The 26,732-nt window shown below is 46.5% G+C and carries 26 protein-coding genes; 14 read left to right on the top strand and 12 right to left on the bottom strand.

All coding sequences use genetic code 11. The annotated features are described in order from the left end of the window. Positions 1-129: 129 nt before the first annotated feature. The 5 genes from EKN16_RS20970 to EKN16_RS20950 are packed head-to-tail and all read left to right on the top strand — an operon-like array spanning position 130 to position 5,728. Positions 130-1,347, top strand: coding sequence for an HpcH/HpaI aldolase/citrate lyase family protein (locus tag EKN16_RS20970; protein ID WP_232015897.1), 1,218 nt, complete (start codon positions 130-132; stop codon positions 1,345-1,347). Then, on the top strand, positions 1,280-2,710 hold the full coding sequence (locus tag EKN16_RS20965) for a phosphoribosyltransferase family protein (RefSeq protein WP_164522915.1): 1,431 nt from the start codon (positions 1,280-1,282) through the stop codon (positions 2,708-2,710). Before EKN16_RS20970 ends, EKN16_RS20965 begins: the two co-directional genes overlap by 68 nt. After that, complete coding sequence (locus EKN16_RS20960; RefSeq protein ID WP_125661723.1) at positions 2,707-3,858, top strand: cysteine protease StiP family protein; 1,152 nt, start codon at positions 2,707-2,709, stop codon at positions 3,856-3,858. The genes EKN16_RS20965 and EKN16_RS20960 overlap by 4 nt, the downstream gene beginning before the upstream one ends. Then, positions 3,855-4,688: an HAD family hydrolase gene (locus EKN16_RS20955; protein WP_125661720.1), complete on the top strand. Its 834-nt coding sequence runs from the start codon at positions 3,855-3,857 to the stop codon at positions 4,686-4,688. Before EKN16_RS20960 ends, EKN16_RS20955 begins: the two co-directional genes overlap by 4 nt. Beyond that, positions 4,685-5,728: an ATP-grasp domain-containing protein gene (locus EKN16_RS20950; protein ID WP_125661717.1), complete on the top strand. Its 1,044-nt coding sequence runs from the start codon at positions 4,685-4,687 to the stop codon at positions 5,726-5,728. Before EKN16_RS20955 ends, EKN16_RS20950 begins: the two co-directional genes overlap by 4 nt. Positions 5,729-5,844: 116 nt before the next feature. Here the strand turns inward: EKN16_RS20950 and EKN16_RS20945 are convergent, their stop codons facing one another. The 3 genes from EKN16_RS20945 to EKN16_RS20935 form a co-directional block, all read right to left on the bottom strand. Further along, on the bottom strand, positions 5,845-6,675 hold the full coding sequence (locus tag EKN16_RS20945; RefSeq protein ID WP_125661714.1) for a sugar phosphate isomerase/epimerase family protein: 831 nt from the start codon (positions 6,673-6,675) through the stop codon (positions 5,845-5,847). Then, positions 6,659-7,654 carry a Gfo/Idh/MocA family protein gene (locus EKN16_RS20940; protein WP_125661711.1) on the bottom strand — a complete coding sequence of 332 codons (996 nt, stop codon included), beginning with the start codon at positions 7,652-7,654 and terminating at the stop codon, positions 6,659-6,661. Before EKN16_RS20940 ends, EKN16_RS20945 begins: the two co-directional genes overlap by 17 nt. Before the next feature lie 143 nt (positions 7,655-7,797). Continuing rightward, entirely contained in the window at positions 7,798-8,583 is a 786-nt protein-coding gene (locus EKN16_RS20935) for a helix-turn-helix domain-containing protein (RefSeq protein ID WP_125661708.1), read from the bottom strand. Positions 8,584-9,526: 943 nt separating this feature from the next. Here EKN16_RS20935 and EKN16_RS20930 point away from each other — a divergent pair. The 5 genes from EKN16_RS20930 to EKN16_RS20915 all read left to right on the top strand — a co-directional run bounded on the left by EKN16_RS20930 (position 9,527) and on the right by EKN16_RS20915 (position 13,156). Further along, entirely contained in the window at positions 9,527-10,249 is a 723-nt protein-coding gene (locus tag EKN16_RS20930) for a hypothetical protein (RefSeq protein ID WP_408636304.1), read from the top strand. Between the two features lie 20 nt (positions 10,250-10,269). Continuing rightward, positions 10,270-11,373: a toxic anion resistance protein gene (locus tag EKN16_RS20925; RefSeq protein WP_125661705.1), complete on the top strand. Its 1,104-nt coding sequence runs from the start codon at positions 10,270-10,272 to the stop codon at positions 11,371-11,373. 302 nt (positions 11,374-11,675) lie between these two features. Further along, on the top strand, positions 11,676-12,236 hold the full coding sequence (locus EKN16_RS20920; protein ID WP_125661702.1) for a hypothetical protein: 561 nt from the start codon (positions 11,676-11,678) through the stop codon (positions 12,234-12,236). A 108-nt stretch (positions 12,237-12,344) separates the two neighbouring features. Continuing rightward, positions 12,345-12,503 (top strand): hypothetical protein, encoded by a 159-nt coding sequence (locus EKN16_RS32380; protein ID WP_164522914.1) that lies wholly within the window; start codon positions 12,345-12,347, stop codon positions 12,501-12,503. Between the two features lie 158 nt (positions 12,504-12,661). Next, entirely contained in the window at positions 12,662-13,156 is a 495-nt protein-coding gene (locus tag EKN16_RS20915) for a hypothetical protein (RefSeq protein ID WP_125661699.1), read from the top strand. A 145-nt stretch (positions 13,157-13,301) separates the two neighbouring features. On the opposite strand, the gene EKN16_RS20910 is transcribed toward EKN16_RS20915, so the two are convergent. The 6 genes from EKN16_RS20910 to EKN16_RS20885 form a co-directional block, all read right to left on the bottom strand. Next, positions 13,302-14,612 carry a 6-phospho-beta-glucosidase gene (locus tag EKN16_RS20910; RefSeq protein ID WP_125661696.1) on the bottom strand — a complete coding sequence of 437 codons (1,311 nt, stop codon included), beginning with the start codon at positions 14,610-14,612 and terminating at the stop codon, positions 13,302-13,304. A 36-nt stretch (positions 14,613-14,648) separates the two neighbouring features. After that, complete coding sequence (locus EKN16_RS20905; protein WP_311545979.1) at positions 14,649-15,638, bottom strand: N-acetylglucosamine kinase; 990 nt, start codon at positions 15,636-15,638, stop codon at positions 14,649-14,651. Between the two features lie 165 nt (positions 15,639-15,803). Next, positions 15,804-16,796: a LacI family DNA-binding transcriptional regulator gene (locus EKN16_RS20900; RefSeq protein ID WP_125661690.1), complete on the bottom strand. Its 993-nt coding sequence runs from the start codon at positions 16,794-16,796 to the stop codon at positions 15,804-15,806. Positions 16,797-16,880: 84 nt separating this feature from the next. Then, a complete protein-coding gene (locus EKN16_RS20895) occupies positions 16,881-18,257 on the bottom strand; it encodes an ABC transporter substrate-binding protein (RefSeq protein WP_125661687.1) in 1,377 nt (458 codons plus the stop codon). 49 nt (positions 18,258-18,306) lie between these two features. Beyond that, positions 18,307-19,206: a carbohydrate ABC transporter permease gene (locus tag EKN16_RS20890; protein WP_125661684.1), complete on the bottom strand. Its 900-nt coding sequence runs from the start codon at positions 19,204-19,206 to the stop codon at positions 18,307-18,309. Further along, positions 19,203-20,060 (bottom strand): carbohydrate ABC transporter permease, encoded by an 858-nt coding sequence (locus EKN16_RS20885; protein WP_125666488.1) that lies wholly within the window; start codon positions 20,058-20,060, stop codon positions 19,203-19,205. The genes EKN16_RS20890 and EKN16_RS20885 overlap by 4 nt, the downstream gene beginning before the upstream one ends. A 380-nt stretch (positions 20,061-20,440) precedes the next feature. Here EKN16_RS20885 and EKN16_RS20880 point away from each other — a divergent pair, with 380 nt between their 5' ends. Next, positions 20,441-21,706, top strand: coding sequence for a DUF445 domain-containing protein (locus tag EKN16_RS20880; protein ID WP_164522913.1), 1,266 nt, complete (start codon positions 20,441-20,443; stop codon positions 21,704-21,706). 128 nt (positions 21,707-21,834) lie between these two features. Here the strand turns inward: EKN16_RS20880 and EKN16_RS20875 are convergent, their stop codons facing one another. Next, positions 21,835-22,353, bottom strand: a complete 519-nt coding sequence (locus EKN16_RS20875; protein WP_125661678.1) for a hypothetical protein — start codon at positions 22,351-22,353, stop codon at positions 21,835-21,837. A gap of 268 nt (positions 22,354-22,621) precedes the next feature. On the opposite strand from EKN16_RS20875, the gene EKN16_RS20870 reads away from it, so the two are divergent. Further along, positions 22,622-22,927, top strand: a complete 306-nt coding sequence (locus EKN16_RS20870) for an MGMT family protein (protein ID WP_125661675.1) — start codon at positions 22,622-22,624, stop codon at positions 22,925-22,927. A gap of 191 nt (positions 22,928-23,118) precedes the next feature. Here EKN16_RS20870 and EKN16_RS20865 read toward each other — a convergent pair whose 3' ends face one another. Continuing rightward, positions 23,119-23,742 (bottom strand): DUF1697 domain-containing protein, encoded by a 624-nt coding sequence (locus EKN16_RS20865; protein ID WP_232015895.1) that lies wholly within the window; start codon positions 23,740-23,742, stop codon positions 23,119-23,121. Positions 23,743-23,834: 92 nt separating this feature from the next. On the opposite strand from EKN16_RS20865, the gene EKN16_RS20860 reads away from it, so the two are divergent. Further along, positions 23,835-24,272 carry an RrF2 family transcriptional regulator gene (locus EKN16_RS20860; protein ID WP_125661672.1) on the top strand — a complete coding sequence of 146 codons (438 nt, stop codon included), beginning with the start codon at positions 23,835-23,837 and terminating at the stop codon, positions 24,270-24,272. Between the two features lie 47 nt (positions 24,273-24,319). Then, complete coding sequence (locus EKN16_RS20855; protein ID WP_125661670.1) at positions 24,320-25,225, top strand: NAD(P)/FAD-dependent oxidoreductase; 906 nt, start codon at positions 24,320-24,322, stop codon at positions 25,223-25,225. Between the two features lie 248 nt (positions 25,226-25,473). Here EKN16_RS20855 and EKN16_RS20845 read toward each other — a convergent pair whose 3' ends face one another. Continuing rightward, positions 25,474-26,526 (bottom strand): LLM class flavin-dependent oxidoreductase, encoded by a 1,053-nt coding sequence (locus tag EKN16_RS20845; RefSeq protein WP_125661664.1) that lies wholly within the window; start codon positions 26,524-26,526, stop codon positions 25,474-25,476. Positions 26,527-26,732: the final 206 nt, after the last annotated feature.

Genomic DNA, 26,732 nt, shown 5'->3' with positions numbered 1-26,732 from the left:
GCAGAACCTTCGAATAAGTTCTTTTTTTCGAAAGTTTGCCGAGGAGGGATTTCTTCTCTCTCAAAGTGTTTATTAATAAGATGTAAATAGAAATAGAGAGATGTATAGGGGAATAAGGAGGAGAAAGTTTTGAAGCAATTTAATTATTTAACCCATGAAGAAAAAGAACAATTATTTTTTTCTCCTCCTATCGATTTTGACAACCACACTGAGAAAGATATGCTTGCACATGCAATCGGAGCGGCTTTATACATGCCTGCTACCAGAGAGACGATTGCTGAAGATATTCGAACGCGCAAGCATGAAGGCTTAGTCTCCATTGTTATTGATTTGGAAGACGCGGTTGGCGATCTTCAGATCGAACTGGCAGAAGAAACGCTGATCCAGCAGCTGGATCGGATTGAATATTTTGTCCATACAGGGGAACTTGCCCTTGATCATATCCCACTGCTCTTTATTCGTGTGCGCTCCGTGGAGCAGCTTAAGCGGATGATCTCGCAAATGGAAGAAACAAGATCCTTCGTTACTGGATTCGTGCTCCCCAAATTTACAGAGGAGAACGGTTGGGCTTATTTTCACGAAATAGCCTTGTATAACAAACATAAAGCAGCTTCTGCTTCCGTTTTGTACGGACTTCCCATTCTAGAGAGTGCTTCTGTTATTTATCGAGAAAGCCGTGTACAGTCACTCATGAGTATTAAGAAAATATTAGAAACGTATCGCGAGTACGTTTTGAATGTTAGAATCGGGGCAACAGATTTCTCCAGCTTGTTTGGATTGCGCCGCAGCCCAGACAGCACGATCTATGATATTGCACCGATCCGCGACTGTTTGGCAGATATCATTAATATATTTGGGCGCTTCGATTCCGGGTATGTGATTTCTGGACCTGTATGGGAATATTTCTCCAACCGGGAGAGAGTGCTTAAACCACAACTACGATTAACACCGTTTGAGGAGGCGCTGGGGAAGACTGGGCGTGATCTAAGAACGAAGTATATAACGAATACGTTGGATGGGTTAATAAGAGAAGTGATCCTAGATAAGGAGAACGGAATTATTGGGAAAACGATTATTCATCCAACTCATATTAAGCCTGTTCAGGCTTTATATGCCGTAACGCATGAGGAATATGTCGATGCCATGAGCATTATCGTCAACAATGACGGCTTTCGTGGTGTGATGAAGAGTGAGTATGCAAACAAAATGAATGAAATAAAACCGCATTTGAATTGGGCCAATCGGATCCTTTTTAGATCGAAAATTTATGGGGTGTTACATGAACATCAGCACTTTATCGGATTGTTACCCGAGCACGCGCACACATACGTATCCTATTCTGGATAGTCTTCAAGTTACGGTTACGACAACCTACAATCCTTTTGATTTGCCCCTCGATACGCTATTCTCAATGGCTGCGCGGATTAATAAGAAACGATCGTTTCTCTTCGTAAGTAAAGTACTCGGGAAGCATATTCCTGTTCATCCGTATACCTCATTACTAAGTGGAGCCTCACTGGCGCTTTTACTTTACCGCGAGATGGTGGAACATGAAGAGCAGGAAAGAATTGAAGAGCTTCTGCAGCAAACGATTCAAGGCTTGCGTAATCCTGACCTAGCGGAGGAAGCGTATAAGCAGATCTTGAACGCTCAGTTGTCTCTGCCATACTCACTTCAATTTATCGGCTTTGCCGAGACGGCTACTGCACTTGGACATAGCATGTATCAATTATTCGCCGATAAGTCGTCCTACATTCATACGACAAGAGAAGATATTCCAGACTTACAATCGTTGATAAACTTCGACGAGGAGCATTCCCACGCAGTCTCTCATCGCTGCTACGCTTCTAAGCCAGAAGTACTCACAGGCTCAGAGACGGTCGTGCTGGTCGATGATGAAATGACGACGGGCAAGACCGCGCTTAACATTATTCGCGATATGCAGGCTAAGTTTCCGCGCAAGCTGTATGTTGTGGCTTCTTTACTAGACTGGCGCACGAAGCAGGACGAGGAAGCCTATGCCGAATTAGAAGCGGAGCTTGGTGTAACAATCAAACCACTCTGTTTACTAAAGGGCAGCATGAGGGTGGAAGGGGCCGCTGATTTGGAACCAGCAGATACAAGCCTGCCAGAAGGACGAGAGGATGCGGCCGTGAAGGTGCAGCATTACGATGATCTATTCCCGTCCATCAAGGTAAGCTCCGTAGATTCTAATGGTCAAATCAATACGTCCCCGTATCTAATGGCTACGGCCAGGTTCGGCATTGTCTCAGAAGATAATGAGGCTATTGGTGCTGGGGTGTCAAAGGCTGCGCAGAAGCTGCAATCTCTTCGCTCCAGCAGCAACTCAAGATCCCTTGTTATGGGGACCGGAGAATTCATGTATGTTCCGATGCGGATAGCGGCGGAAATGGATGTTGGTGTTTATTATCAATCGACGACAAGAAGTCCGATCCATCCAAGTCAAAAGCCTGATTATGGCATAAATTCGGGTTATTCTTATCCCTCTCCCGATGATCCGGGAACGCGGAATTTTATATATAATGTCGAGCCTGATCAGTATGAGGATATCTTTATTTTATTCGAGAGGGATGTTCCGCCGGGCCGTGTAGAATCGATGATTCATATTGCCAAGAAGCTGGCCGCTCGTCAAGTTTATTTGATCTTTTTTACCGCTAAGCTACATGATTGGAAGGTGCAGAACGTATGAATGATGCCGTCCTGGAACGGATCCGCAGAAAAGTGATCGCACCACCTGAGCCTATGGGCAGCTATTCACCGACAGATGTCAAATTCCTGCTGAAGGATCTGAGCGGGGTGACCCTAGAGAGACCAACGGAGGACAGAGAAGAAGCCATTCAGTCAGGCATACACTACTCGGAGATGCTCCCCGTAGAATATCAGCCGACCGACGATTATATTCGCTTATTTCATGACACACTCGTATATTCGGCTAGTAAAGTTGCTCTTGCGGCAGCAGTAGTAGCAGAGCTGATTGTTCGTAAAAGAGGCCTTAATGTAGTGTTGGTCTCCTTGGCCCGGGCAGGCACACCTATCGGAATCTTAATCAAACGATATATTGAGCTGACCTATAAGGTGTCTGTGCCGCATTATAGCATCTCGATCATTCGTGGGAAAGGCATTGACGAGAATGCCATTCTCTATATGCTTCAGCAGCATGGAGCCGATGCACCGCTGCAATTCGTGGACGGTTGGACCGGCAAAGGTGCAATCCGTGGTGTTCTTAATGAGGCCTGTGAGGAATTTGAAGCTAAATACGGCATTCGGCTGAATGATGATCTAGCTGTACTGGCTGATCCGGGCTATTGCTGCGAGACCTATGGAACCCGCGAGGATTTCTTAATTCCAAGCGCATGTCTGAACTCAACCGTATCGGGCCTGATGAGCAGAACGGTACTGCGGGACGACTTGATTGGCCCGGGTGACTTTCACGGTGCTAAGTTCTACCGGGAATGGCTTCCGCTGGATGTATCGAATCTCTTCGTCAATCAGATTGCCTCCTGCTACTTCGCAGTTACAGAAGAGGCGCGTCAAATTGCGGATAACATGCTGCAGCAGCCTCTGCCAGCAACTTGGAAGGGTATGCAGGATATTAAAGCCATCCAGAGCTTCTTTGGTATCACAGATGTGAATTTGGTGAAGCCGGGTGTAGGTGAAACTACAAGGGTGCTGCTGCGAAGAGTGCCTTGGAAAATACTCGTTGATCGTCTAGATAATCCGAATCTAACGCATATTTTGCTGCTGGCCAAGGATCGTGATGTTCCTGTTGAGGTATTTCCAGGCCTGACATACTCCTGCTGTGGGATCATTAAGCCGCTGAAGGGGGAAACGGAATGATTTATGCTAGTGATTTGGACCAGACCTTAATCTACTCCATACGCTCTATGGGCGTTCCGGCAGAATCAACAGGTCTTGTTATAGCTGAGCAGGCCGAGGGTAAAGTGTTGTCCTATATCTCTAATGAAGCCCTGACGCTGCTTAGAACGCTCTCAAATGATATGATATTCGTACCTGTTACGACAAGAACCATCAAGCAATACATGCGAATTCACTTATTCCAGGGTGCGCTGCATCCCGCTTATGCGATAACGAGCAATGGCGGTAACATTCTAGTCCATGGGAATGTCGATGAAGTATGGAATCGAAGTATCCGGAAGAAGGTACAGCAAAGCGCGGTATCTGCGGAGGAAGCAAGACAATATTTTGAGCCAATCATGAATGAGGAATGGGTGGTTGGTGAGCGGTTCTGTGATGAGCTGTTTTACGCCTTTGTCATTCAGCGTGATCGGATGCCGCTTGAGGCGGTTATGGAGAAGGCGGAGCAAGTTAGAGCATTAGGCTGGGAAGTATCCATACAGGGCAGGAAAATATACTTGGTGCCGTCTGTTGTAAATAAGAGGGATGCAATCCAGCATATTCGTCAGATGCATGTGGGGGAGCCGTTGATTGCTTCCGGGGATTCAATTCTGGATAAATGTCTGCTTGACTGTGCGGATTATGCGATAGCTCCTCGCCACGGGGAGCTGTATAACGAGCAGCAGCGTAATCCAGCGAGCATGAATTACCGGTTTACGAAGCATTCCGGTGTGTTTGCGGCAGATGAGATTTTGAATTATGTGCATGCGGTATATAGAGAGAATAGAGCGATGGAGGAAGTATCCACATGAAGAAGATGAAGATTTACTTTAATCGCTGGTTCTCAGTTGCCTATCATTATATGAATGCGATCCGTAATAATGAAGATGGGATCGAATTTGAGATTTATGCTACACATCCGGATCCACGTCATATGTCTCTGCAAGGCTGTGACCATGCCGAAGTTGAGCCGGCGCTTCAAGGACTTGAGTACGTGAAGTTCTGCGTGGATTTCTGCCGTCGTCATCAGATTGATGTCTTTATTCCACGCCTTCGTATGCTTCATATCTCGAAGCATGTTCATTTATTCGATGAAATCGGGACGAAGGTTATTGTTTGCCGGGATACCGAGCTGCTAGAGAAGCTGATGCAGAAAGATAAATTCTATGAGTCGGTTGCAGAGACGGGTATTATGACGATACCGGCCTATCAGGTCGTGAACAATGCCGTGGACTTTAAGAAGGCTTATGAGGATTTGGCGGCTCAAGGACTTCGCGTCTGCTTCAAGCCGACTAATTCGGAGGGGGGCCTTGGCTTCCGAATCATTGATAATGATCGTGATCCGCTTGAAGAGCTATTTGGTCATGTAACCAAATGGATTTCCTTTGACGAAGCGTACCAGGTGCTTTCTAGTAAAGAGAGTTTCCCGGATTTGATGGTTATGGAGCTGCTTGAAGGCTTTGAGTACAGCATTGACTGTTTGTCCGACTCGGAGGGTCATTTGCTCGCTGCGGTACCAAGGAGGAAAGCGGGGGGACGTCTTCGTCTGCTCGATGACAAGCCAGAGCTCCTGGAGATCGCTAAGCGAGTCGCGCAGACTTACAAAATCCCTTATAACTTCAATGTTCAGGTGAAGTATAACGGGGATACACCGAAGCTTCTCGAAATTAATCCGCGGATGTCTGGAGGCCTGCATGTCTCGTGTCTGTCTGGTGTGAACTTCCCTTATCTGGCCGTTAAGCTCGCGCTGGGTGGCAAGGTGGATCCGCAGACTCCCGAATATGGGATATTGGCAAGCCACATCGAGCAGCCTATGCGAATGAAAACAGCTGAAACCGTCAGTCCGGTGTAAGATTGCACGAGAAATGAAAACAAAGACCCTAATCCTAATTAGGCCACGAAAGAACGAAAGTTTTTCAGTGGTCTCTTATGGATAAGGGTCTTTGCGCTTTATAAGTAAGGTCGAAACTATTGTGCTTTGCCACCTAGAATAATATCAAGATGGCGGGATGTGTCATAGACCAATTGGTGTGGATCAGTCGCATAAATGCCTAACTCGGCGGTAAGTGTATCCGTATAGTTAATATCCTGTAAGGCCTGACGGACAGCTTTCCAGTTGACGTCTCCGGCAAGCAAAGAGACGAATCCATTGCCATTGCCGACACCGGTTAGGAAGTCTTTAACATGGATTTTGAAAATTCGCGAACCCAATATTCGAATCCATTGCTCGGGATATCCATACAGCAAGATGTTACCCACATCAAAGTAGACCCCAACAAAAGGGGAGTCGATTTCATCCACATATCTAGCCATTTCCAAAGGGGACAGAAGGAACTTGTTCCATACGTTCTCAACACCGATACGCGTTTGCCGTTTCTCAGCTTCTGCCGACAACTGCTTCAGTTCTTGTTGACTGCGCTCATAGCACTGATCATACGAAGTTTCCGGATTCACTGACCCCGGTACGACCAATACGGTATCAATGCCAAGAAGCTCGGCTAACTCCAACTGCTTGGTAACAACGCGACGGCCTTCTGCGCGGACTGAGGCGTCCGCTGAGGACAGAGAATGCTGCCAGAGCAAGCCAGTTGATAGACTGCGCAGCTGAAGTCCGCAGCTGCGTGCAAGATTACCAATTTTCTCAGCCTCAGCCGCTGTTGTATCCATCGTTAGACCAATGCCCCCGGATGCATACAAATTAAGCTCTACAGCATCATAACCAGCTTCGCTGCTTATGGCCATTACTTGCTCCAGCGGTGTATCCGCCGTGAAACACCACTGATTAATTGCTTTTAACAAACGGAATTCCCCTTCCTGGTACAATCGGCTTTCCAGACGCAGCAGAATCGTTAGCTGCCAAGGTGACAGCCAAGGTGTCAGCGGCATCGGAGTAGTCGCATAGAACAAGGTTAGGTTGGTTGGTTCGGATAGCTTCGACAAACGCCTTATTTTGCTCATAATAAAAATCAACTTCCGAGGTTTCGGTCACATCTTGATGATCATCCTTGATGCGTAGTACCGCGCCGTCGATTGAGAGATAGAAGTCATGTCCATAAAACTCGACCCCGCTGCGACCCACATATTTCGCCAGACAACTGCTCGTAATATTGCCGATAGCTCCCGACTCCAGAACGAAAGAAACCGTTCCAACATCATAAGCTGTCGCATTGGGATCGATGTTATGGATATATCTTTGTTCATGGATGGCGCTAACTTCCTTGAATTCTCCTGCAATATAGCGGATCAAATCAAGCTGATGTGTAGACTGTTCAACCAATTGACCACCTGATTGTTCCATGATCGTCCACCATCTCATGCCAGGCATATCTCCTAAACGATAAGCGAGGACCAGATCTATTTGTTTATCGGCCAGATAGGCTTTCGCCTTAGCAACGATATCCAAGTAACGCAAACAGTAGCCAGAGGAGTGAATAATGCCCGATTCGAGAATAATACGCTCCTTACGCCGAACCTCGTCGATATGTAAACCAACCGGCTTCTCCGCCAATAGATGAATCCCGTGATGCGCCGCAGCTTCTTCGATCCCCGATCGGGCAAAAGGGGGTGTACAGATAAACAAGGCATCTATCTCACCAGAGGCGATCAGTTGATCACTGCTTTCATAGGACTTGGCACCATAGGTCTCCGCGATTTCTTTGGATCTGGTTTGATTAAGATCGAATACTGCGGTGATTTCAGCGTGCTCTATTCTTTGTAACGTTTGGATATGATGCTCTGCCATGCCACCCACGCCAATAAATCCAATTCTAACTGCCATTGTCAAACTCCTCTCTCGAATTGCGAAACAAATTATTATCCATTCCAACTACAATAGAAGAATAATACATTCGGAAGAGATTGTAGTTATTGAAATCAGATCATAATTTACGCGAAACGCTACAGAACCATTGGAATGGGAAATCAACCGTGCTGTTGCCTTTTTCGCCACTCGGAGGGTGAGATACCTTCGATCTGTTTAAACCATTGGGAAAAAGAGTGCAGCCTGATAAATCCGATTTGACTGGCGATTTCTTTGATGTCTTTGTCTTCAGAGCTAAGCAACCATTTGGCCTCGGTCATGCGACATTGCTGTTGGTAGTGCTTGGGGCTCATATGATAGATTTGTTCGAACAACCGGCGAAATCCAGCTTCCGACAAGCCAGCTAATGCTGCCATCTCCGAAATTTGCACGCCATGCTGTAAATTCTCGCGAATATAATCCGCAGCGTTCGTTATGGTAAGCGCTCGTTGGTCTTTCCGTGAATGTTCCAAAAGGAACAGAAGGATCACTTCTGTCCAAGCGATATCACTGAGCAGCTTCTCTTTTAAATGGGAGGAATGAATTCTTAGCCACTCGCGGAATAGTCGCTCAAAGCGATCTTTATCAAGACGGGATAACGAGAAAACAACGGGTTTATCCTTGCTTACAAGCTTTTGCAGCAGCTCTGCTATTCGAGGAGGAATTCCCGCAAGATGCAGGAGGGCATACCTGCTTTTGCCAAATCCTTCGAATCGATGTGAGATAGAATCAGGAACGATCACGATATGGCCAGCTTCCAACATATGTTTCCCATCGTTCCATTCGAATAGGCCGCGACCTTCCAATAAGATACTGATCTCCAACGTTTGTTGACTATGGAAGCCAGGGTCCTGCCAATCGCTATCCCAGCTTCCTATGAAGCTTCGAATTTGAAATTCGGTATGCACCTTGTAACCTCCTCGCCATACAAAACAAGCTATATAAGGAATACTAATTTAACTTCCTCTATATGTAAATGGTTGTAACAAGCCCCCGCGCGCATTTGGACGATACGCATTTGGACGGTAGATCATTCTAATGCTTTTGTCATGACTTTAATAATTACTCTTCAGTTCTTATCTGACTCAATCTCATAATCGGTGGTTGACTATTGTGTAACGGACCCGTTTCGAGCCTAAGCCGCTCTTTATTCGCCGATAGGTGATTCTACACAGCAATTCAGGCGTTCAATAAGAAATAACTGGAAGACCTCCATTTCATTCTCTCGATTTTGGGCTGAGCGGACTATAGAACCGCTATTCAGATCGAACACGACTCCAAACAAGTTCAGCGGACACAGGATCCGCTATCAACTAAAATGCAGTTGATTTCAGATGATTTGCTGGAGAATAGCGTCTTCTCTGTCCTTTAATCCCCCTACATGCAGCGATTGGACTGAAATAAGAGCTCTCCTGTCCGCTCAGCATCTGATTACCTTCGTCGTCAGCCACTAGTTTTGGTGTTGAGCCTCTATCTGGCTTTGAATTTGTTATTGCGGCTTATGGTATGATGGTAATGAAATGTCTAATGTACTGTAAGGGAAGGGCAGGGCGGCATATCCCACATTCCTGAATATGCGATGTCTCCAAACATGTATCGCTCCATTCATTGTGACCCTCTTTTTCTCCTAGCTGTAGGGGTTTGACATGGTGCGTTTGAATTTCTACAATACTAGTAAGTCCTTATAAAAATGCTGAAGCATAAGGGATTTGTCACGGTAACGAATTCCGTTACCTTCGGGTAGAACCGCGCAAAAACTTAGCATATGCTTTCGAAGTAGTTTTTGCTTGAAGGTAACGAATTCCGTTACCTTCGGGTAGAACCGCGCAAAAACTTGTAGGAGGTGCAATAGTGATTTTTCGAACGAAGATGATTGTAGCTGCTTCTATCGGTTACTTAATTGCAGTCATAACCAGTCCGTTGGTGCCTGAGCTTGTCTCGTTAGTCATACCTGTCGTTGGTGCGGCCATTGGAAGCTTTCTTCCAGCGAAGAAGAAAGCCGAATTGGACGAGCATTCAGCAACCTCCAATCCTCCAATGGACACGACTCCCATACCAGCAAAGGAATTCCGACCTCCTGTTGACCAAGACTCTGTTAGCGCATCTGCGCTTTCCGAGAAAGGTGAGCACGCAGGTGCAGCTAGTCAAGCTTCTAGCCGTCCATCTGTGATTAATGCAGAATTTGCGCCGGTTGTTGAGTATTTGAATGTCCTCGAGGATATGATGATTTCTGAAGGGCAGCAGAATACGTTAGATAATGAAATTGTTGAGAAATCCTTAGCGCTTTTCTCTCGTCTGCAGCGTGTAATCCCGCCGCTTCAGGAACTAAATAATGGCGATGTGAACCATACGGTCCGAAGATTGATTTTGAAGGATTTGAATGGATTTATTAATCCCTTTCTGCGGCTAAGTGGTGAGGCGAAGACCAAGAACCGAAGAACGTTGTTGAACGGTCTGAAGGAAGTTGACGGTAAGATTTCAGATATAGTATCCACAATTGAACATAAGGATTTGCTCGAGCTTCAAACTAAGGCTGAACTTATCCATCAGCGATATAGCAGTTCCGAATATTAGAAACTTTAGGAGGAATCGATATGGCGGTTCAATTGGTGCAATTGAAGAAAGAAGATGAACAGAAGGTCGTCGAGGAAGCTTCTCAACTCATTCAGAAGGTAGCTCAAACCGATACAATGACGCTGGATCCGCTGATGGATGAGATTGGCAAGCTTGGCATGAAGACGCAGGAGAAAGCCGGGCAGACGCTTAAGATGCTCGATCGTCCCGTCAATGATCTGATGACAGGGAATCGCGCTGAGGTCTCCAACATGATTCTGAAGCTTCGAGATGAGTGCGAGAGTCTCCAGCAGAGCAAGAACGTCGGTTTCTTGGGCAAGATGCTGCGTAAAAGTCCACTCAAAAATTATGTGTACAAGTATCAATCCGTCCGTACGAACGTTGATTCCATCATCACTGGCTTAAGGGACGGGAAAGATGCATTGGAAGAGAATATCGTTAATATGAGGCAGCTGAAGCGCTCCTCAGTGGAAGAAATCTACACGCTGCAAACGAAGATCGCACTGGGTGACAAGCTCAAGGAGCTCTTTGAGGTGGAGATTGCCAAGCCTGAGAATGAAACACGCAAAGCTTATCTGGAGCGTGGGTTGAGAAAGGTCGTTACCCGAATCCAATCGATGACGGAAATGATCATGCTGTATAACCAAGCGATTGCTGCAACAGACATCATTAATGACAATAATGATAAATTAATTGACTCCGTTAACAATGCTGTCGACAAAACTGCCAATCTTATTACAGTTTCTGCGATGATTGCCTTGGCATTGAATGATCAGGAAAAGGTCATCTCTGCGGTCGATGCAACGAACCAAACGATTGAAAATCAATTCAAGGAAAATGCTCGTTTGCTGCGGACGACAACGGAGAAAACGAATGAATTACTGTCCAAGCCTGCGATGTCGCTGGAATCCGTTAACACCGCGATTGCTGATTTGATGGCAGCGATTGATTCTTCTGAGCAATCGAACCGTAAAATCATTGAGAGTTGTTCGGATTACACGACGAAAATGACAGCAATTAATACTCAAATGAGCAATCGTCTTGGACTGAACGAAGGCGCTAAAGCGACACCGGCCATTAAAGAAGCGTCGATAGCGAGCGAAATGAGCGATATTTTAAAATAATCAGTCAGCTCAGTTACTCATATCTGCCCGCCCTCTCACATAAAGTGTAGTAAAGTATTCATCACCAAAGAGAGGGTAGCCAATGATTCTTCCTGTGATTATGGGATGTCTTATTATTGTGCTGACGGTGGTAGCCAGTAGTGAAAGAGCGGAATCAATCGCAGAACTAAATGATTGATGGTGATTGGATGTACAAACACTAAACCCCGATTTCCGGGGTTTTTTTGTTGAAAAAAATCTATTCTTGTCATTCTCGATTTGGTAGAATAAGAAGGAGATTATGGAAAAGGGGCCCAATACGCATGTTGGAGTTTTCATTTGAAATCGTGGATGATTCCAAAATTAATATTCAATACAAGTATGGAAGTGCCATGTTTGCATTCAATTTGTTCTTAAGCCAAGGGGTTTGGACCCTTCATCCTTTCGATGGAATCCTCCTTCAAAATAAAGAGATGTGCAGTCTCGTTGTTGCAGAATTGTTCAAGAATAAAGATTATCAGGTTATGCTCGCCAGAGAAAATATTCTTTTTTCCTCCTTACGGACTTCCATTGATTTGCAGCCTGCACAGGATATTGGGACTAGAAAGGTTTCCGATCATCAGCCTTCGGATGAAATCACGGATTTCGTTGAAAGCCATAGCTTCGAGGATATTTTGAACTTGGAGATTGATCAGTTACAGCAGCGAATTGATTTCTTCCAAGACATTCTTCATCGGATGTTTATGGATGGATACGGTCCTGGGGACACCGATTTTAAGAACGTCCAGGAGCTGGTCCGTACGTATAAAGAAACTTGTGAACGAATTCGTGCACTCAGCGGCGGAACAGATCGACGTGATACAGATAGCAGCAAGAGATGGTAATCCGTATGAAGCACCTTGAATCGTAGATAGATAGGACCAGTCGGATGGTATAGATCATACTCGAAGTGTACACACTATGAGTAATGGATCTAAAGGACGGTGTCACCCATGAATTATAAGCCAGCAGAGCTTGACCGGGAATTATTAACACAATTACAACACTTTGAGCATCAATTGCAGCAGCAAACGTCGGATAAAATCGTCATTATTGCCTATGAATATGAACCGGATGGGACGCAAAAGCAACAAACCAATGTTTCGTTTTAATGGATCGATTACAAGTGAACAGCTTAATTAGGAAGCAGTATGGCTGACCAGTAGGTTAGTCATACTGCTTTTTTATGCGGGAAGATTTGTTCTGGTAGGTGACGTCATGTTATTGTTAGAAGAGTGATAATATGATGTAGAGTAGAGGGAGTACCAGCGTGAGAATAGGTTCAATTGCACTTATAGGGCTAACTTTTCTATTGCTTGTGGCATGTGGTTCCAAATCGCAGACACCGCTTTCGTTCGTGGATACAGTTGCTAGTACGGATTTGAGTCAGGAAAAGGGTGGGGCTGTTTCTCTAGGCATTACTGAGAAGAGTCTGGTAGAACAGCTTGGGAAGCCTCAGCGAACGCTGAATGAGGGCAACATGGATTTTCTTATTATGTATGATGATTATCAATACACATCAAGGGATAATACGATCATTGGCTATTCCTTAAGCCCGAAAGTTAGAACGGCCAAAGAGGTGAAGGTTGGCGATTCCTTAGCGGATGTCACCACTAAATATGGAGATGCCTATTATACGCGAGAGCAAGACCGTTCCTCGTTCCGTGGCTATATCGATAAGAAGAATAAATGGGTGCTTGAGTTTGTTATAAAAGATGATCAAGTAACGGCTATCAACATGAGTCAGCTATCTTCTTATGAATAAAAGAAAAAAGCTTGGTTCCCACGTTCATTGAACGGGAACCAAGCTTTTATTTAATTTATGAAAGTATAAATCTTCTCCAACCTTTGCTTATATTTCAGAGGGAAGAAACTTGTTTCAGCTAGCTACTGCGTTAACCGTTTCTTCTTTAGTCTTGAAAGAAAAGCGGTAGATAAGCGCGGTTGGCTTCAAGCATTTCGTCGAGCAGCTGTGAGGCTACGTGGACCGAAGGTACTAGTGGATGGTGTGTCATGGCTTGGAGCGCAAGGTCGCGATTACCGGTTACTGCTGCTTCTATCGCTAATTGTTCATAGGTTTTAACAGCATGAATGAGACCCTTTACTTGGGTAGGGACCTTAGTTAACGGGAGCGGGAGCGGGCCGTTCTTAGTGACTACGCAGTTCACTTCGATACAGGCATTGTCCGGCAGAAAATCGATAATACCTCGATTAGCTACATTAAGGGTTTGAATGTCATTCGTTCCGTTATAGAGCGACTTCATGAGATTGACCGCTGCCTCGGAGTAGAAGGCGCCGCCGCGTTTCTCCAGCTGCTTGGGCTTCTCGTTAAGGTCAGGATCTTCATAGAGCTTGAATAGCTCATCCTCGACTTGCTTAACGACTACGGCACGATTGCCATCACGAAGCAGGGATTGCTGCTGATCCGCGAGCATAGCATCGGTCATGTAGAAGTACTTCAGGTAGTAGGAAGGTACGCCGCCAAGCGAACGGAGAAAGCGAGGGTCCCATGCCTGCTGAGGTACGTTGGATGCGGTGAAGCCATCCTTATCGCTAAGCTGCTCGGGTAGTTTATCCTCACCATTCACATCGACTCTCGTAATCCAGTGCAGATGATTAAGTCCGACGAATTCAGCATAAATACGGTCAGGCTCCACCTCATATTGCTTGCTGATTTGTTTGATAAATCCGATCGGAGCATTGCAAAGACCAATACTCCGGACATTGGTGTATTTCAAAATAGCTTCCGTCACCATACCAGCTGGGTTGGTGAAGTTAAGCAGCCATGCCTCAGGAGCAAGCTCTTCAATATCACGGCAGATGTCGAGCAGAACGGGAATTGTCCGCAGGGCCTTCATCATGCCGCCAGGACCTGTTGTTTCTTGGCCGATCACGCCGTACTTGAGCGGGATGGTTTCGTCACGGCCGCGTGCTTCAAGCATGCCTACACGCATTTGTGTACTGATGAAATCAGCACCTTCGATTGCTTTTCGGCGATCAGTCGTGAGGTATACATCGATGGAAAGACCGGAGCGCTCCACCATTCTTTTTGCCAGATTACCAACCGTATTCAATTTGTGCAGACCTGCTTCAATATCGACTAACCACAGCTCCCGAATCGGCAGCTCCGCGTGAAATCGAATGAAACCTTCGACTAGCTCTGGGGTATACGAAGACCCGCCCCCGATAACGACAATTTTAAGTCCTTTATTGTTTGGCACGATTTGTCACTTCCTAACGTTAGATTAGACAATAGATTAAATGAGAATATGATCGAATGCTTCCAAAGCCTGCATCCTATCTGAGACAGCTGTGGATACAGTAAGGCCATCGGCCTCCATGGCGGACCAGACGGCACCAATAACGGGATCATTCTTTAAAGTAACTAGAGAAGCGAGTGGTGCAGCCTGGCGAAGAGCTTCTTCAATGGGACTGCGAATCCAGCCTTTATCGCCTTTGGTTAACAAGCTGCCCGCAAGGACGACATCAAATTCGGTGTCCCCAAGCCCCAGTTTGCGAGTTACTGCTACAACTGACTTGCTAAGTTCAACGCCCTGCTTATGCAAAATATCCAGTGCAACGCGGTCGCCTGCCTCTGCGGCTTCGAAGAGCAGCTTGACCACTTCGAGTGGAACCTGTCGCTCATGGTCGAGATAATCGTTGTACATGAGCTCGACAGTCGAATAGCCGAGTAGACGAAGCAGCAATGGGGTCAGGAGGGTTGGTTCCTCCCGCCCATCCCAAGCGCGAATAACGGAGCGGAATACTTCAATGTTGAGTGCGCCGCCGCCACCGAAATCACCGTACATATAGCTAAATCCGCCGCATTGATAGTATTCACCGCTCGGATTCCTGCCGGTACAGTTCGTACCGGTACCGCATATAACGGCAATGCCGTAAGGGAGGGTAGTTCCTGCGCGAAGACCAATCATGGTATCGCAATTTATCGTATATTGCTCGAAGCCCATCGCCTGGATGATGGGGTGCAGGATGCGATAATCAACCTCGCGATCCGCGCCAGCCAAGCCAAAGTAGGCATGGGAGATATCTCCTTGGTGTAGATTTGCTTGAGTCAGTGCTTCCAAAGCGGCGGCTGTCAGATTACTTGCTGCCAGAGCAGCATCGATCTGGTGGTTCCCATTACCGCTCTTTCCCTTGCCGAGCACATTCCCGTGTTCATCTGTCACCAACGCATGCGTCTTACTCCCGCCTCCGTCAATCCCTAAGTAGTAGGTCAAATTGGTCACTCCTAAAAGTTTTCTGTGATACTTACCCGAAGACATCCTGCGAACAGAAAACTCGCATCGGAAGCATAAGCTTAAGTTTTCTGTGATACATACCCGAAGACATCCTGCGAACAGAAAACTCGCATCGGAAGCATAAGCTTAAGTTTTCTGTGATTGCTATTCCTTTTACAGCTTCCTAGCGGTTGAATCTCGAACAATAAGCTCAGGCGCTAGCTGGAGGTTGGAGCTGCGCTTCATCGTGCCGGCAATACGCTTCAGCAGCATATCAGTAGCGGCCACTCCGATCCGATCCCCAGGCTGACGAATGGTTGTCAAATAGGGACGCAGCTTCGAAGCGATATCCTGATCATCGTAGCCAATCACCGATACCTGCTCCGGAACCCGGATGCCGGCCTCCATCAAGGCATTAATGACGCCAATCGCGATAAAGTCATCGCCAGCGAATACAGCGGAAGGCAGGGTGCCTTCACTCACCCATCTTTTGGCCGATTGGTAACCGAACTCGATATCATAATCACCGAGCAATATTTCGAAAGGTTCAAGCTTCACTTCTTGTAATGCTTGCAGGAAACCATTTCTTCGATCACTCGTTGCACGGAACATCTCATTTCCACTTAAATGAGCAATCGAGGTGTGGCCCAGATCAAGGAGGTGGCGAGCAGCCGTATAACCGCCTTGGTAATTATCAATTGTAATTGAGTAGGTGTCATTGTCAGACTTCTGATTATCAATGAGAACATAAGGGATTTTACGTCGCTTCATTTCAACAATATAATTATCTTCTTCTATAGGGGAGAGCAGGATGAGCCCATCCACACGATCTTCTTGAATCAAATAATGACTTTCTTCCGATTGAATGCCCTGTGACACCGAGACAGCGAGGAAATAACCGTGCTGCTCCAAAATATCATTAACTTCCTTAACAACCGCATCAAAAAACGAATCCTGCAGTGTCGTCATAATTAATCCGATGATGCCGGTCTTACCGCTAGCGAGACTTTGAGCTGCAGCATTAGGCCGATAATGAAGCTCTTTAATGACATCAAGTACTTTTTGTCGGTTCTTCTCGCGTACCGACTCCGCCCCGTTTAAGACGCGGGAGACTGTCACAACGGACAGTCCCGCTTTCTTTGCAACATCGAATATACTAACTTTCATTGTCATTTCCCCTAGTGGCGTAGTATTCCGAACACGAAACTCATTAATAGTAGTATACATGGACGGAAACAAAGCCGCTAAGCCTTACTTTTTATTTCGTGCGAGCAGTTCCGTCATTTTCTTTTGAATCGTAGGCATCACTTCCTCAACTGTCTTATGTCCGGTCTCGATTGGCTGCATTTCATTAATGAACATATCGTTAATCTGTGAGTAATTCGCCACTAGATGGTTATAGGATTCGAAGCCATACTTGATGGCACCTTCATAGACTTGTTGGATAACAGCAGAATCAATTCCGTCAAAATGGCTGTAGTAGTCTGCTGCCGCTTCGGAGTTAACCGGCGGGTTGCCGCCGCTAAGCTCAATGGACTGCTTCTGGATATCTGTTGTGACCAAATATTTGATCCATTGAAGGGCTTCTTTCGGATGTTTGGAATCCTTCAGAATGAACAGCGGGTCAACATACAGGGTGCTGCGGACTTTATCATTGCCGCCAACAGGTACAGCTGCTACACCGACCTTGAATGGGAAGTCATTCGCGCCTGCAAGGTTCCATGAGCCGCCAATGGACATTGCGATTTTACCAGAAACGAAAGGATCGCCGTTCTGTCCGGCTACGCTCTTGCTCCAAGCGGTATTTGGGGATACTTTGTCTTTGAAAATAAGACCGAACAGCTTGTTGTAAGCGGCCATGACCTCTGGCGAATCAAAATGAGTGGAGGATGGTACACCGCCATTGGTCCAAGTATCTGCGGAATAAGGCTCAGCCCCGAAGTAGAGCGGGCGATTGTCTCGCTCAGCCCAAGTAAAGTCGACGCCGTAATGTGTTTTGGAGATATCATCAGATACAACTGTCATCTTCTTAGCCGCTTCGACCATTTTGTCAAAAGTCCAGCTCTTATCCTCATAGTCGGAAGGAGGGTAAGCTACCTTTGCCTCATCGAACATATCTTTGTTATACAGCATGAGCGTGACGTACATGTTAATGGGTATGCCGTAGGTATGATTGTTAATGGTATAGATCTTCATAATATCAGCGGGAATGTTGTAATCGGAACTGGAGGGATCAAACCCGTCTTCCTTAATAAGATCGGTCATATCAAGCAGCATGCCTTTGTTATAATATTCGGCGAAGCCGCCATAGCCGTAGTGACTAGTCACATCGGGTGCGTTACCACCAGCAATGAGCGTCTGCAGCTTGCTGTCGAACTGCTCATAAGGTGCTTTTTCCACCTTTACTTTAATGCCTGGATTTCTCTTCTGGAAGTCTGGGATGAGCTTCTCAACAAATGTACGATCCGGAGAGTCAATCGTATAATAGGTAATTGTGACTGGCTTCTTGGAGGATTCTCCATCTTTCTTGTCCGTATTCGATTTGCTGCAGCCAGAAATGACAAGTGCGACGAGCAGGACTGTGAGCAGCAGATTCGTTCCCTTTTTCCATGTGATCCTCTTCTTCATGAGCTGATCCCCCAAATTTTCATGAATTTTTGTCACTGTAAGGCAGCGATTATTTGATGCCCGTCAAGACGATACCTTCAACGAATCGCCGCTGAGCAATGGCAAATAGCGCAACAACAGGAAGTACGGCTAGAACGGATGCGACCATAAGCAGATGCCACGGCGGAATTCGGAATCGTGATGAGGTAAGCGATGACATCCCGATTGGCAAAGTGAATTTGTCCGATGAGCTCAAGTAAAGTACAGGTGTGAGCAGATCATTCCAGCTGTAGATAAAGGAGAAGATCGCAACGGTAGCAAGAGCTGGTCCGGACAGAGGAAGTGCAATAGAGCTCCACATCCGAAGCTCGCCGCAGCCGTCAATCCGACCAGCATCGAACAGCTCCTCTGGCAGGGTAGCGAAGAATTGGCGCAGCAAAAAGATATTGTACGCCGATCCAAGAAACGCGGGCACGATAAGCGGCAGAAACGTGTCGATCCATCCCATCTTGGAGAAGAGCACGAACTGTGGAATCATGATAGCTGGGTATGGAAGCATCATCGTACTAAGCAGCAGCAGGAACCACATGTTGCGACCGCGTCCTCTAAACCGTGCGAAGCCATAAGCGGCGAGTGCGGATGAGGCGACAGTGCCGATAACAGTGACAATGCCGACAAATAAGCTATTGCCGTAGAGTGTGCCAAAATCGAGCGTATCAAAAATATCCTTGTAGTTACTCCACTGCCACGTTTCTGGAAGGAAGGTCGGCGGGAATTTCAGCAATTCCCTCTTGGATTTGAGGGATGTCGATACCATGAACAACAGCGGCAGCAGCATGAGCGTTGTTGCTGCAAGCAGGATGAGGAAGCTAATGATGCGCAGCGGATCGAACTTGAGATGACGACGAGTAACATGACTATCTCGGGCAGGCGGCTGCTGGTACTTAGCTTCATTTGTTGTACGGTTCATCGATTCTGCCCTCCTTCGTAATGCACATAACGATTGGAGAGTTTCATAACTAAAGCAGTAAAGAGCATAACAACAATGAGCAGTACCCAAGCGAGAGCGGAGGAATAGCCGGCTCGATATTCTTTGAATGCACTCGTGTATAGGTTGTAAACGTAGAACCAGGTGGAATAGTTAGGTCCGCCCTGCGTCATGACGAACGCTTGCGTGAATACTTGGAAAGAGTCGATGATGCCAATAATGAATTGGAACAGCAGAACGGGGGAGATCATAGGCAGTGTCACATGAAAGAAAATACGATTTCGCCCAGCGCCATCAAGTCGGGCTGCTTCAACTAGACTAGCGGGGACGCCTTGTAGTCCAGCCAGGAAGAGAATCATGCCGGAGCCAGCTGTCCATAAAGTCATAATCATAAGGGCATACAAGGCAGAATCTGGACTCATTAACCAAGAGGGTCCATGAATACCGAACCAGGACAGCATGTAATTGAATAATCCAATCTGCGGGTTGAAGATCCAGTACCAGAGCAAGGACATCGCCACGCCTGACACCATGCTTGGAAAATACATCGCTGTGCGGAAGAAACCGCGAAGTGGTATGGCCTGATGAAGGAGCATCGCGAATCCGAGTGCGAGCAGCAGCTGCAGCGGTACGCTTATGAATGTGTATCTGAGCGTCACTGTAACGGATTTCCAGAACAACTCATTGCTGAACATTTCTTTGTAATTGGCTAGGCCTACGAATTCGGGAGTATGAATAATGTCATAGTCTGTAAAGCTGTAATAAAGGGAAGCTAAGATGGGGTAAAGAGCGAATATAAGAAAGCCAATCAACCAAGGGGATAAAAACAGATACATCAATACCGTTTGTCTCCGGTTCTCACGACGAAACAAGCAATCACTTCCTCTCTAGACTGATGCGAAAGTTAAAGCGTTTAAACTTTCAGTGATAAAAAAAGGGACTAGCTCAATGCTAGAATATCAAATATCCCATGCTGAAAGAAAAATGATTAACCACATAAAGTTAAAACGCTTTAACTTTTGAGGAGCTTTTGTCATTATCATAGAGCAAGATTTGTAAATGTGCAAGCAAATTTTTGAAAAATGAAAACGCTATATGCCAGGTAATCTTACATAATATTGATTTAGAAACTGGGTTGATGTTAGGGTGTTCATTTTTGCATAAGATTGCTATGAAGTGTTATTGTGTAAGGAGTGATAACGGAGGGATACCAAAAATGGAACATACAACTACAGCAAAAAAAAATAGACGTTTAGCAAGCGGTTCGCTAGCGGTTATGGCAGCGGGATTCGCAGCTACGCTGCCTTTCCCGAATGGGGTTTCGGGGCTGCTTCACGCCGGATTCGAAGCTGGGGTAATCGGTGGGCTGGCAGACTGGTTTGCAGTAACCGCCTTATTCCGTCATCCGCTAGGTATTCCAATTCCGCATACGGCATTACTCCCGAAGAATCGTAAGAAAATGTCGGAGGGAATTGTTCGTGTCGTTCAGGATCGGCTGCTCGCTAAAGAAAGCATGATAGAGAAGCTCGCACAGGTACAGCTCGCAGCGCAGCTGCTGCCTGCTGTTCGCAATGCGCTGAAGTCAGCGGTGTATAGTGATCGTTTGCCTTATTTTCTGGAGCAGGCCATTCGCGGAGTAGATACGGATAAGCTGGTGCCGTTCGTTTCTAGTGAAATTCGCGGTGCCATAGAGCGAATTGACCTGCATGCTGTTCTGCATCGTTTGGTAGATAAGGCGATTGAGGATGGGACGGATGAGCGGGTCTTTGATCTGCTGCTGGAACGTGCGGAGACCTGGGCTAGCTCGGAAGCGCTGCGGCGCGAATTGGGTGCATCCGCGATGCAGCTGGTGAAGAGCTTGAATTTGGGCGGATTGATGCAGTTTGCTGTGAATGCCTTCATTGGTTATCTGGATGAGGACAAGCTGGGGACGATGGTCCAGTCGTTTATTTTGAATAAAATCGCCGAGTTGAAGGTGCCTTCTACTCAGCGGAGAGCGGCATTAATGAATGGACTGCGTAAGGGACTTGTGCAGCTGCTGGACAATTTATCTGAGAGTGGCCAAATCAATACGCTCCGAGATCGTATGCTGGATTCATTCCAAATGGAAGAGAAAATAACCGATCTTATTGTTGCTTGGCGTGAGAAAGGTGTTGAATTTGTCCACTCCGATTCGTTCTCTGATACCGTGTGGCCTTTCATTGAACGTTTCATTGATCGCTTGGAGGAGAATGAGGACCTTATCCGTGAGGCGGAGCAGTGGATAAAGCATCAAGTGATTTCGATGATTGAACGAAACCACGATAAAATCGGGACCTTCGTCAAAGAAAATATAGATCGTCTGGATAATGATCAGTTGGTTGAGCTGATCGAGGACAAGGTAGGTCAGGATTTACAGTGGATCCGTGTTAATGGTGCATTATGCGGCTTCCTAATTGGTATCGTGCTTCGGTTAATCGAGCAGGTCAGCGGTTATTTCTGATGGTACGACAAGCCGGAAATCTGGTGGAACAGGTATAGGATTGATACCGGCTCATGCCTAGACTACGCTGTCATTTAGCGACTCATATACACTTTTCCAATGGGGCCCTATGGGTCCCATTGTTTGCTTTATTGTTTGAATTTTACATTCATGAAATTATCCACGTATTGATTAAATTCTTTATAGGACTCTTGTATGTTTTGGAGCTGTGCTTCTTGATCATCGACGTCGATCTCAAGAAAATCGGTGATCGGGAGCGGGCCAAAAGGAGCAATCTCTGAGGCGATAGGTTCTTGTTCGGTGTAATATTCTAGAGCTACCATTCTCGCGTATGTGAAAGGGGAATCTCCACGATACATGGATGCGATCTCGATAAGTAGATCGACGACAGTCTCAGGCTGCTCTGGCAGTTCGGACCTCGCGATTAATGACGCTTCTTGCAGCTCTACCTGAAGACGAGAATTGAGACTCCGATTCCACTCCCATTCAAGGTCGATGAGCCTATCATAAGAGAGAGAGGTATCTCGAACCCCGATCCTCTGTTCGATCGTATCTTCCGTCTGGGTTATTTTCATAATATTGAGACGTAGTCCAAGAAGAACGATAACCGTGAATGTGATAATGGTGATCACTCCGATAATGGCCATTCTTTTGGTTATTATGGGTTTGTCCCTCCTTTTGTAGTTATATCTGGGCTGTCAGCGCTTCTTTGAGTAGATAATATTTAGACTGTACATTATGAATAAAAGTTGCTGTTAGCATGCATGAAAAGTTAAATAATGGATGAAAGGGAGACTAATGCTAACCTGAAAGACACTAGTGCAGAGGCTCACCTGGAAGAATTGGTTTTTTGTTAGGCATGGGGGTTGTATACTTTGTAGATAAAATACACTCAGACTCAGTAGGTGAAGAGGAATGAAGCCTTTTACACAGCAAGTTGTTACAATCATCAAAGAGATTCCGCCAGGCAATGTCATGACCTATGGACAAATTGCCGCATGGGCCGGGAGTCCAAGAGGGGCTAGACAGGTTGTTCGCATCCTTCATTCGCTAAGCGGGAAGCATGATCTTCCGTGGCACAGGGTCGTGAATGCCAAAGGGGAAATCGCCATCAAGGACGATGAAGCCCGGTATATGCAGCAGCTCTATTTGCAAGAAGAGGGCGTTGAGGTAAGTGAGGCGGGGGTAGTGGATCTAGCTGCCTATCGGTTTAGCCATTAGATCGGGTCGAGACCGTGTCGAATGCAATGGAGCTAAGAGACTTCGGAAGTCGGCGCAAGCGAACCTCGTATCACGCGACTTCCTTCACGACGCTGGATTACATCTTCTTGGGACTCTGTGGACTGCTGTTACTTCGGTTCAACTACCTTGAAGCTTTGGGTATTGCCAGGCTTCTGATATCCGTTCAGCTCCTAACTCTTAGTCATACTTAGGAGCTTATTAACAGTATTCCAGTTGCGAGTCGTAGCGGTGACGCGAAGCTGCTTTTCTAGGAAATTGTTTGAAAAGAGCGAATTGCCATAGCCTACGCGGCATAGAATATAGACCTCTCGGTTCTGGACGATATAATCGTCAACGTCGTTCTTGAAGGAATCTAGCTTCGCTATCGCTTCAGCGGTCGGTTCCTCGGTTAAGAAGGAGACATAGAACTTCTCTTCCTTAGAGAGCTCGACTCCGGCAAAAGGATTCCGTGTGACGACTTCTTCGATTTCGTCTACGGTGCGCACAATAACAGGAACGTCGAATCCGAATGTGCCTTTAATTGCGTCTTCGATGAGACCGCCGAGCAGGGTCGTTGAGCTTTCCAACGGTGCATCGAAGATCACATTACCGCTCTGGATATAGGATCGAATGTTCTGGAAGTGAAGCTCAGCGAAAAGCGCTCGCAGGTGTTCCATCTTGATTAGTTTTTGTCCGCTCACATTAATTCCGCGCAGCAGGGCGATATTCGTCTTCATCGGATGTACCTCATTCTTGGACAGGTTTTTCACTATTTTACCATAATCGGATAGATTTAATAACAAAGAGCGCTCCATTATGGGAGGGCTCTTTGTTATTGGCGTTGACTTGCGCACATCCACCTGTTACAATCGTAGACAAATTGAGTCTGTAATTGGGAGGGGAGCAAGTGAAGTACTCGAAGGCTACTAACTATGCGCTGCATACGATGGTGTATTTGGTTGTTGCGCCTAAGGGCAAGACGATCGGGGTTCGTCCTTTAGCGGATATTCAAAGCGTTTCGCCGACCTATTTGTCTAAGATTTTGACCAAGCTGGTCAAGGCAGGCCTGATTGAATCAACGCCTGGCGTTAATGGGGGCTATAAGCTTTCAACGAAGGAGGATATTTCATTCCTGTCTATCATTCAGGCTGTTGAGGGTACGGATTCCTTGTTTGATTGTGGGCTTGGACATGATAGGGAAAGCAATCGCGATTGCTTCATTCAACACATCATGATGAATGCAGAGCATGAGATGGAACATTATTTGAAGGAACGAACAATCCAAGAGCTGGCAGATAAGGTTGATGAGAGCTTGATTGCTTTTGTGAATAGGGAAGCTCAGTAATGGTTTAGGTTTAAGCAAAGACAATTGGAGTCTCGGGAGGAATAATCATGATACTTGATTGTGCAATTATTGGCGGTGGTCCCGCCGGGTTGAATGCGGCTCTTGTGCTGGGCAGAGCCAGAAGAAAGGTAGTTATGTTCGACAATAACCAACCGCGTAATGCTGTGACGCAGGAATCGCATGGCTTCATTACACGGGATGGGATTAGCCCATCAGTGTTTAGGCGTATCGCCCATGAGGATATTGGCAAATATGCATCGGTGGCGATGAAGACGGATAAGATCGTTGAGGTGAAACAGGAGAAGGATGTATTCTCGCTGGTGACTGAGAAGGGCGAGCGCTACCAAGCACGTAAAATTATTTTGGCGACGGGCTTGAAAGAAATCCTTCCGAGCGTGAACGGGCTTCCTGATTATTATGGAAAAAGCTTGTTCAGCTGTCCTTACTGCGATGGCTGGGAGCTTAGAGACAAGCCGCTTGTGGTAATCTCGGAGATGGATCGTGCTGTCCATATGATTGGCATTGTCTCGAACTGGACCGATGATCTAGTTCTTGCGACGAATGGCCATGCCGTCCTATCTGGGGAGCAGCAAGAGCTGCTGCATAGTAAGGGCATACGCGTATATGAACAAAAGATTAGTGAGCTTTTGGGCACGGAGGGCTTGCTGCAAGGCATTCGTTTTGAAGATGGCGTGGAAGTTAGCAGAGAAGGCGGCTTTATTACACCGGCTTGGCTGCAAGCGGCTCCATTCGGGGAATCGTTAGGTTGTGCGATGAACAGTCTTGGAGGGCTTGTGACGGATGAATTCGGGAGAACGAATATAAAGGGAGTCTATGCTGCTGGTGACACTTCGGTTATTGCTCCCTCACAAGTTATTATTGCCGCAGCAGAAGGCAGTAGGGCAGCAATCGGTGTTAATTCGGATTTAACCCATGAGTTGTTTCATACTTAGAAGGAAAAAGGCAAAAGGTACAGAGGCGAGTGCAGGGAAAGAACTGAGAAAAGAAAAGAACAGAACAGAGAACAGAACAAAGAACAGAACAAAGATCAGAAGAGAGAACAGAGCAGAGAACAGAATAAAGAACAGAACAGAGAATAGAACAGAGAACGGAATAAAGAACAGAACAGAAACAGTGAACAGAACTGTGAAAAGCACCGAGACGCTGGGTCCTAATAGGCTCATGTCTCGGTGCTTTGTCATTAATCCTGCTTTACGGGCTGCAGATTAGCAGCTTCCGCTAGAATCTCATAGGACCGCAAGCGGGCCTGATGGTCGAAGATCTGAGCGGTAGCAATTAACTCGTCAGCCTGTGTTTCTTTGAGGATAGCTTGTAGTTTATCTTGAACTTCGGCTTTATTCCCTGCAACAGAGTAGCTGAATTTACTCTCGAGCGCAGCGCGCTCATGGGGTGCCCAGAGATCATCCATGTTGTCTACCGGCGGATTCAGTTTGCCAGGGTTGCCGCGAATGAGGTTCAAGAATTGCTGCTGCAGCGAAGTTACCAGTCTGCGAGCTTCTTCGCCTGTTTCGGCTGCAATGACGTTAATGCCGACCATTACATGAGGCTTATCCAGAGCTGCCGAAGGCTGGAAGTGACTGCGGTACAGCTCGAGGGCTGGAAGCAGATATTCCGGAGCAAAATGACTGGCGAAAGCAAATGGAAGACCGAGCGTGCCAGCCAATTGAGCGCTAAAGCCGCTTGAGCCAAGCAGCCAGATCGGAATGTTCAGACCTTCACCGGGAACAGCGCGTACTGACCTTGCAGATTGCGGTGTGGAGTTAAAGTAACCTTGAAGCTCTTTCAACAATTGGGGAAAATCCTGACCGTTACTTCCCAGCCCTCGACGCAGAGCTTGGGCTGCCAGCTGATCGGAACCCGGCGCTCTTCCAAGACCCAGATCAATGCGGCCAGGGTACATGGATTCCAACGTTCCGAACTGCTCTGCAATAACTAATGGTGCGTGATTCGGAAGCATGATTCCGCCGGAGCCAACCCGAATTTTCTTCGTTCCAGCCGCAACGTAGCCGATAACTAGAGATGTGGCGGAGCTAGCGATACCGGTCATATTATGATGCTCGGCGAGCCAATACCGACTGAAGCCTAGTTTCTCGGCATGCTGAGCAAGCTCAAGTGTTTTGGGAAAAGATTCTGCCGGCGTGGTACCGACATTAACTGGCGCTAGATCTAATACGGAAATGGGAACATTACGCACGGCGCTGGATTCCTGATTATTGTTCAAGTCCTTACTCATATTCAGAAGACCTCCTATATTCGCTCAATACGAAGTGGTGAGTTTATCTTTTAATTATGAAACAGCTTAGGATATTTATCAAGTAGCTATTTTTTTGTAAGAAGGTATAGTATTTATACCTTGATTTTGAGGAAGGCGAAGAAGGTAACCATGCCGTTCTAAATTTTCGCAGCTAGAGGATTGACTTAGAGCTGACTCTAAGGCTT

This window comes from Paenibacillus baekrokdamisoli (assembly GCF_003945345.1).
GTDB classification, from domain to species: domain Bacteria; phylum Bacillota; class Bacilli; order Paenibacillales; family Paenibacillaceae; genus Paenibacillus_Z; species Paenibacillus_Z baekrokdamisoli.
Note: the sequence above shows the minus strand (reverse complement) of the source record. Positions and strands in the feature narration are given on the sequence as shown.

Bases quoted from the DNA above. Each gene is read 5' to 3' on its own strand.
- EKN16_RS20965 (WP_164522915.1), top strand. From the start codon at position 1,280: ATGAACATCAGCACTTTATCGGATTGTTACCCGAGCACGCGCACACAT.
- EKN16_RS20960 (WP_125661723.1), top strand. From the start codon at position 2,707: ATGAATGATGCCGTCCTGGAACGGATCCGCAGAAAAGTGATCGCACCA.
- EKN16_RS20955 (WP_125661720.1), top strand. From the start codon at position 3,855: ATGATTTATGCTAGTGATTTGGACCAGACCTTAATCTACTCCATACGC.
- EKN16_RS20950 (WP_125661717.1), top strand. From the start codon at position 4,685: ATGAAGAAGATGAAGATTTACTTTAATCGCTGGTTCTCAGTTGCCTAT.
- EKN16_RS20940 (WP_125661711.1), bottom strand. From the start codon at position 7,654: ATGGCAGTTAGAATTGGATTTATTGGCGTGGGTGGCATGGCAGAGCAT.
- EKN16_RS20925 (WP_125661705.1), top strand. From the start codon at position 10,270: ATGGCGGTTCAATTGGTGCAATTGAAGAAAGAAGATGAACAGAAGGTC.
- EKN16_RS20920 (WP_125661702.1), top strand. From the start codon at position 11,676: ATGTTGGAGTTTTCATTTGAAATCGTGGATGATTCCAAAATTAATATT.
- EKN16_RS32380 (WP_164522914.1), top strand. From the start codon at position 12,345: ATGAATTATAAGCCAGCAGAGCTTGACCGGGAATTATTAACACAATTA.
- EKN16_RS20900 (WP_125661690.1), bottom strand. From the start codon at position 16,796: ATGAAAGTTAGTATATTCGATGTTGCAAAGAAAGCGGGACTGTCCGTT.
- EKN16_RS20895 (WP_125661687.1), bottom strand. From the start codon at position 18,257: ATGAAGAAGAGGATCACATGGAAAAAGGGAACGAATCTGCTGCTCACA.
- EKN16_RS20890 (WP_125661684.1), bottom strand. From the start codon at position 19,206: ATGAACCGTACAACAAATGAAGCTAAGTACCAGCAGCCGCCTGCCCGA.
- EKN16_RS20885 (WP_125666488.1), bottom strand. From the start codon at position 20,060: ATGTATCTGTTTTTATCCCCTTGGTTGATTGGCTTTCTTATATTCGCT.
- EKN16_RS20880 (WP_164522913.1), top strand. From the start codon at position 20,441: ATGGAACATACAACTACAGCAAAAAAAAATAGACGTTTAGCAAGCGGT.
- EKN16_RS20875 (WP_125661678.1), bottom strand. From the start codon at position 22,353: ATGGCCATTATCGGAGTGATCACCATTATCACATTCACGGTTATCGTT.
- EKN16_RS20870 (WP_125661675.1), top strand. From the start codon at position 22,622: ATGAAGCCTTTTACACAGCAAGTTGTTACAATCATCAAAGAGATTCCG.
- EKN16_RS20865 (WP_232015895.1), bottom strand. From the start codon at position 23,742: ATGGAGCGCTCTTTGTTATTAAATCTATCCGATTATGGTAAAATAGTG.
- EKN16_RS20855 (WP_125661670.1), top strand. From the start codon at position 24,320: ATGATACTTGATTGTGCAATTATTGGCGGTGGTCCCGCCGGGTTGAAT.
- EKN16_RS20845 (WP_125661664.1), bottom strand. From the start codon at position 26,526: ATGAGTAAGGACTTGAACAATAATCAGGAATCCAGCGCCGTGCGTAAT.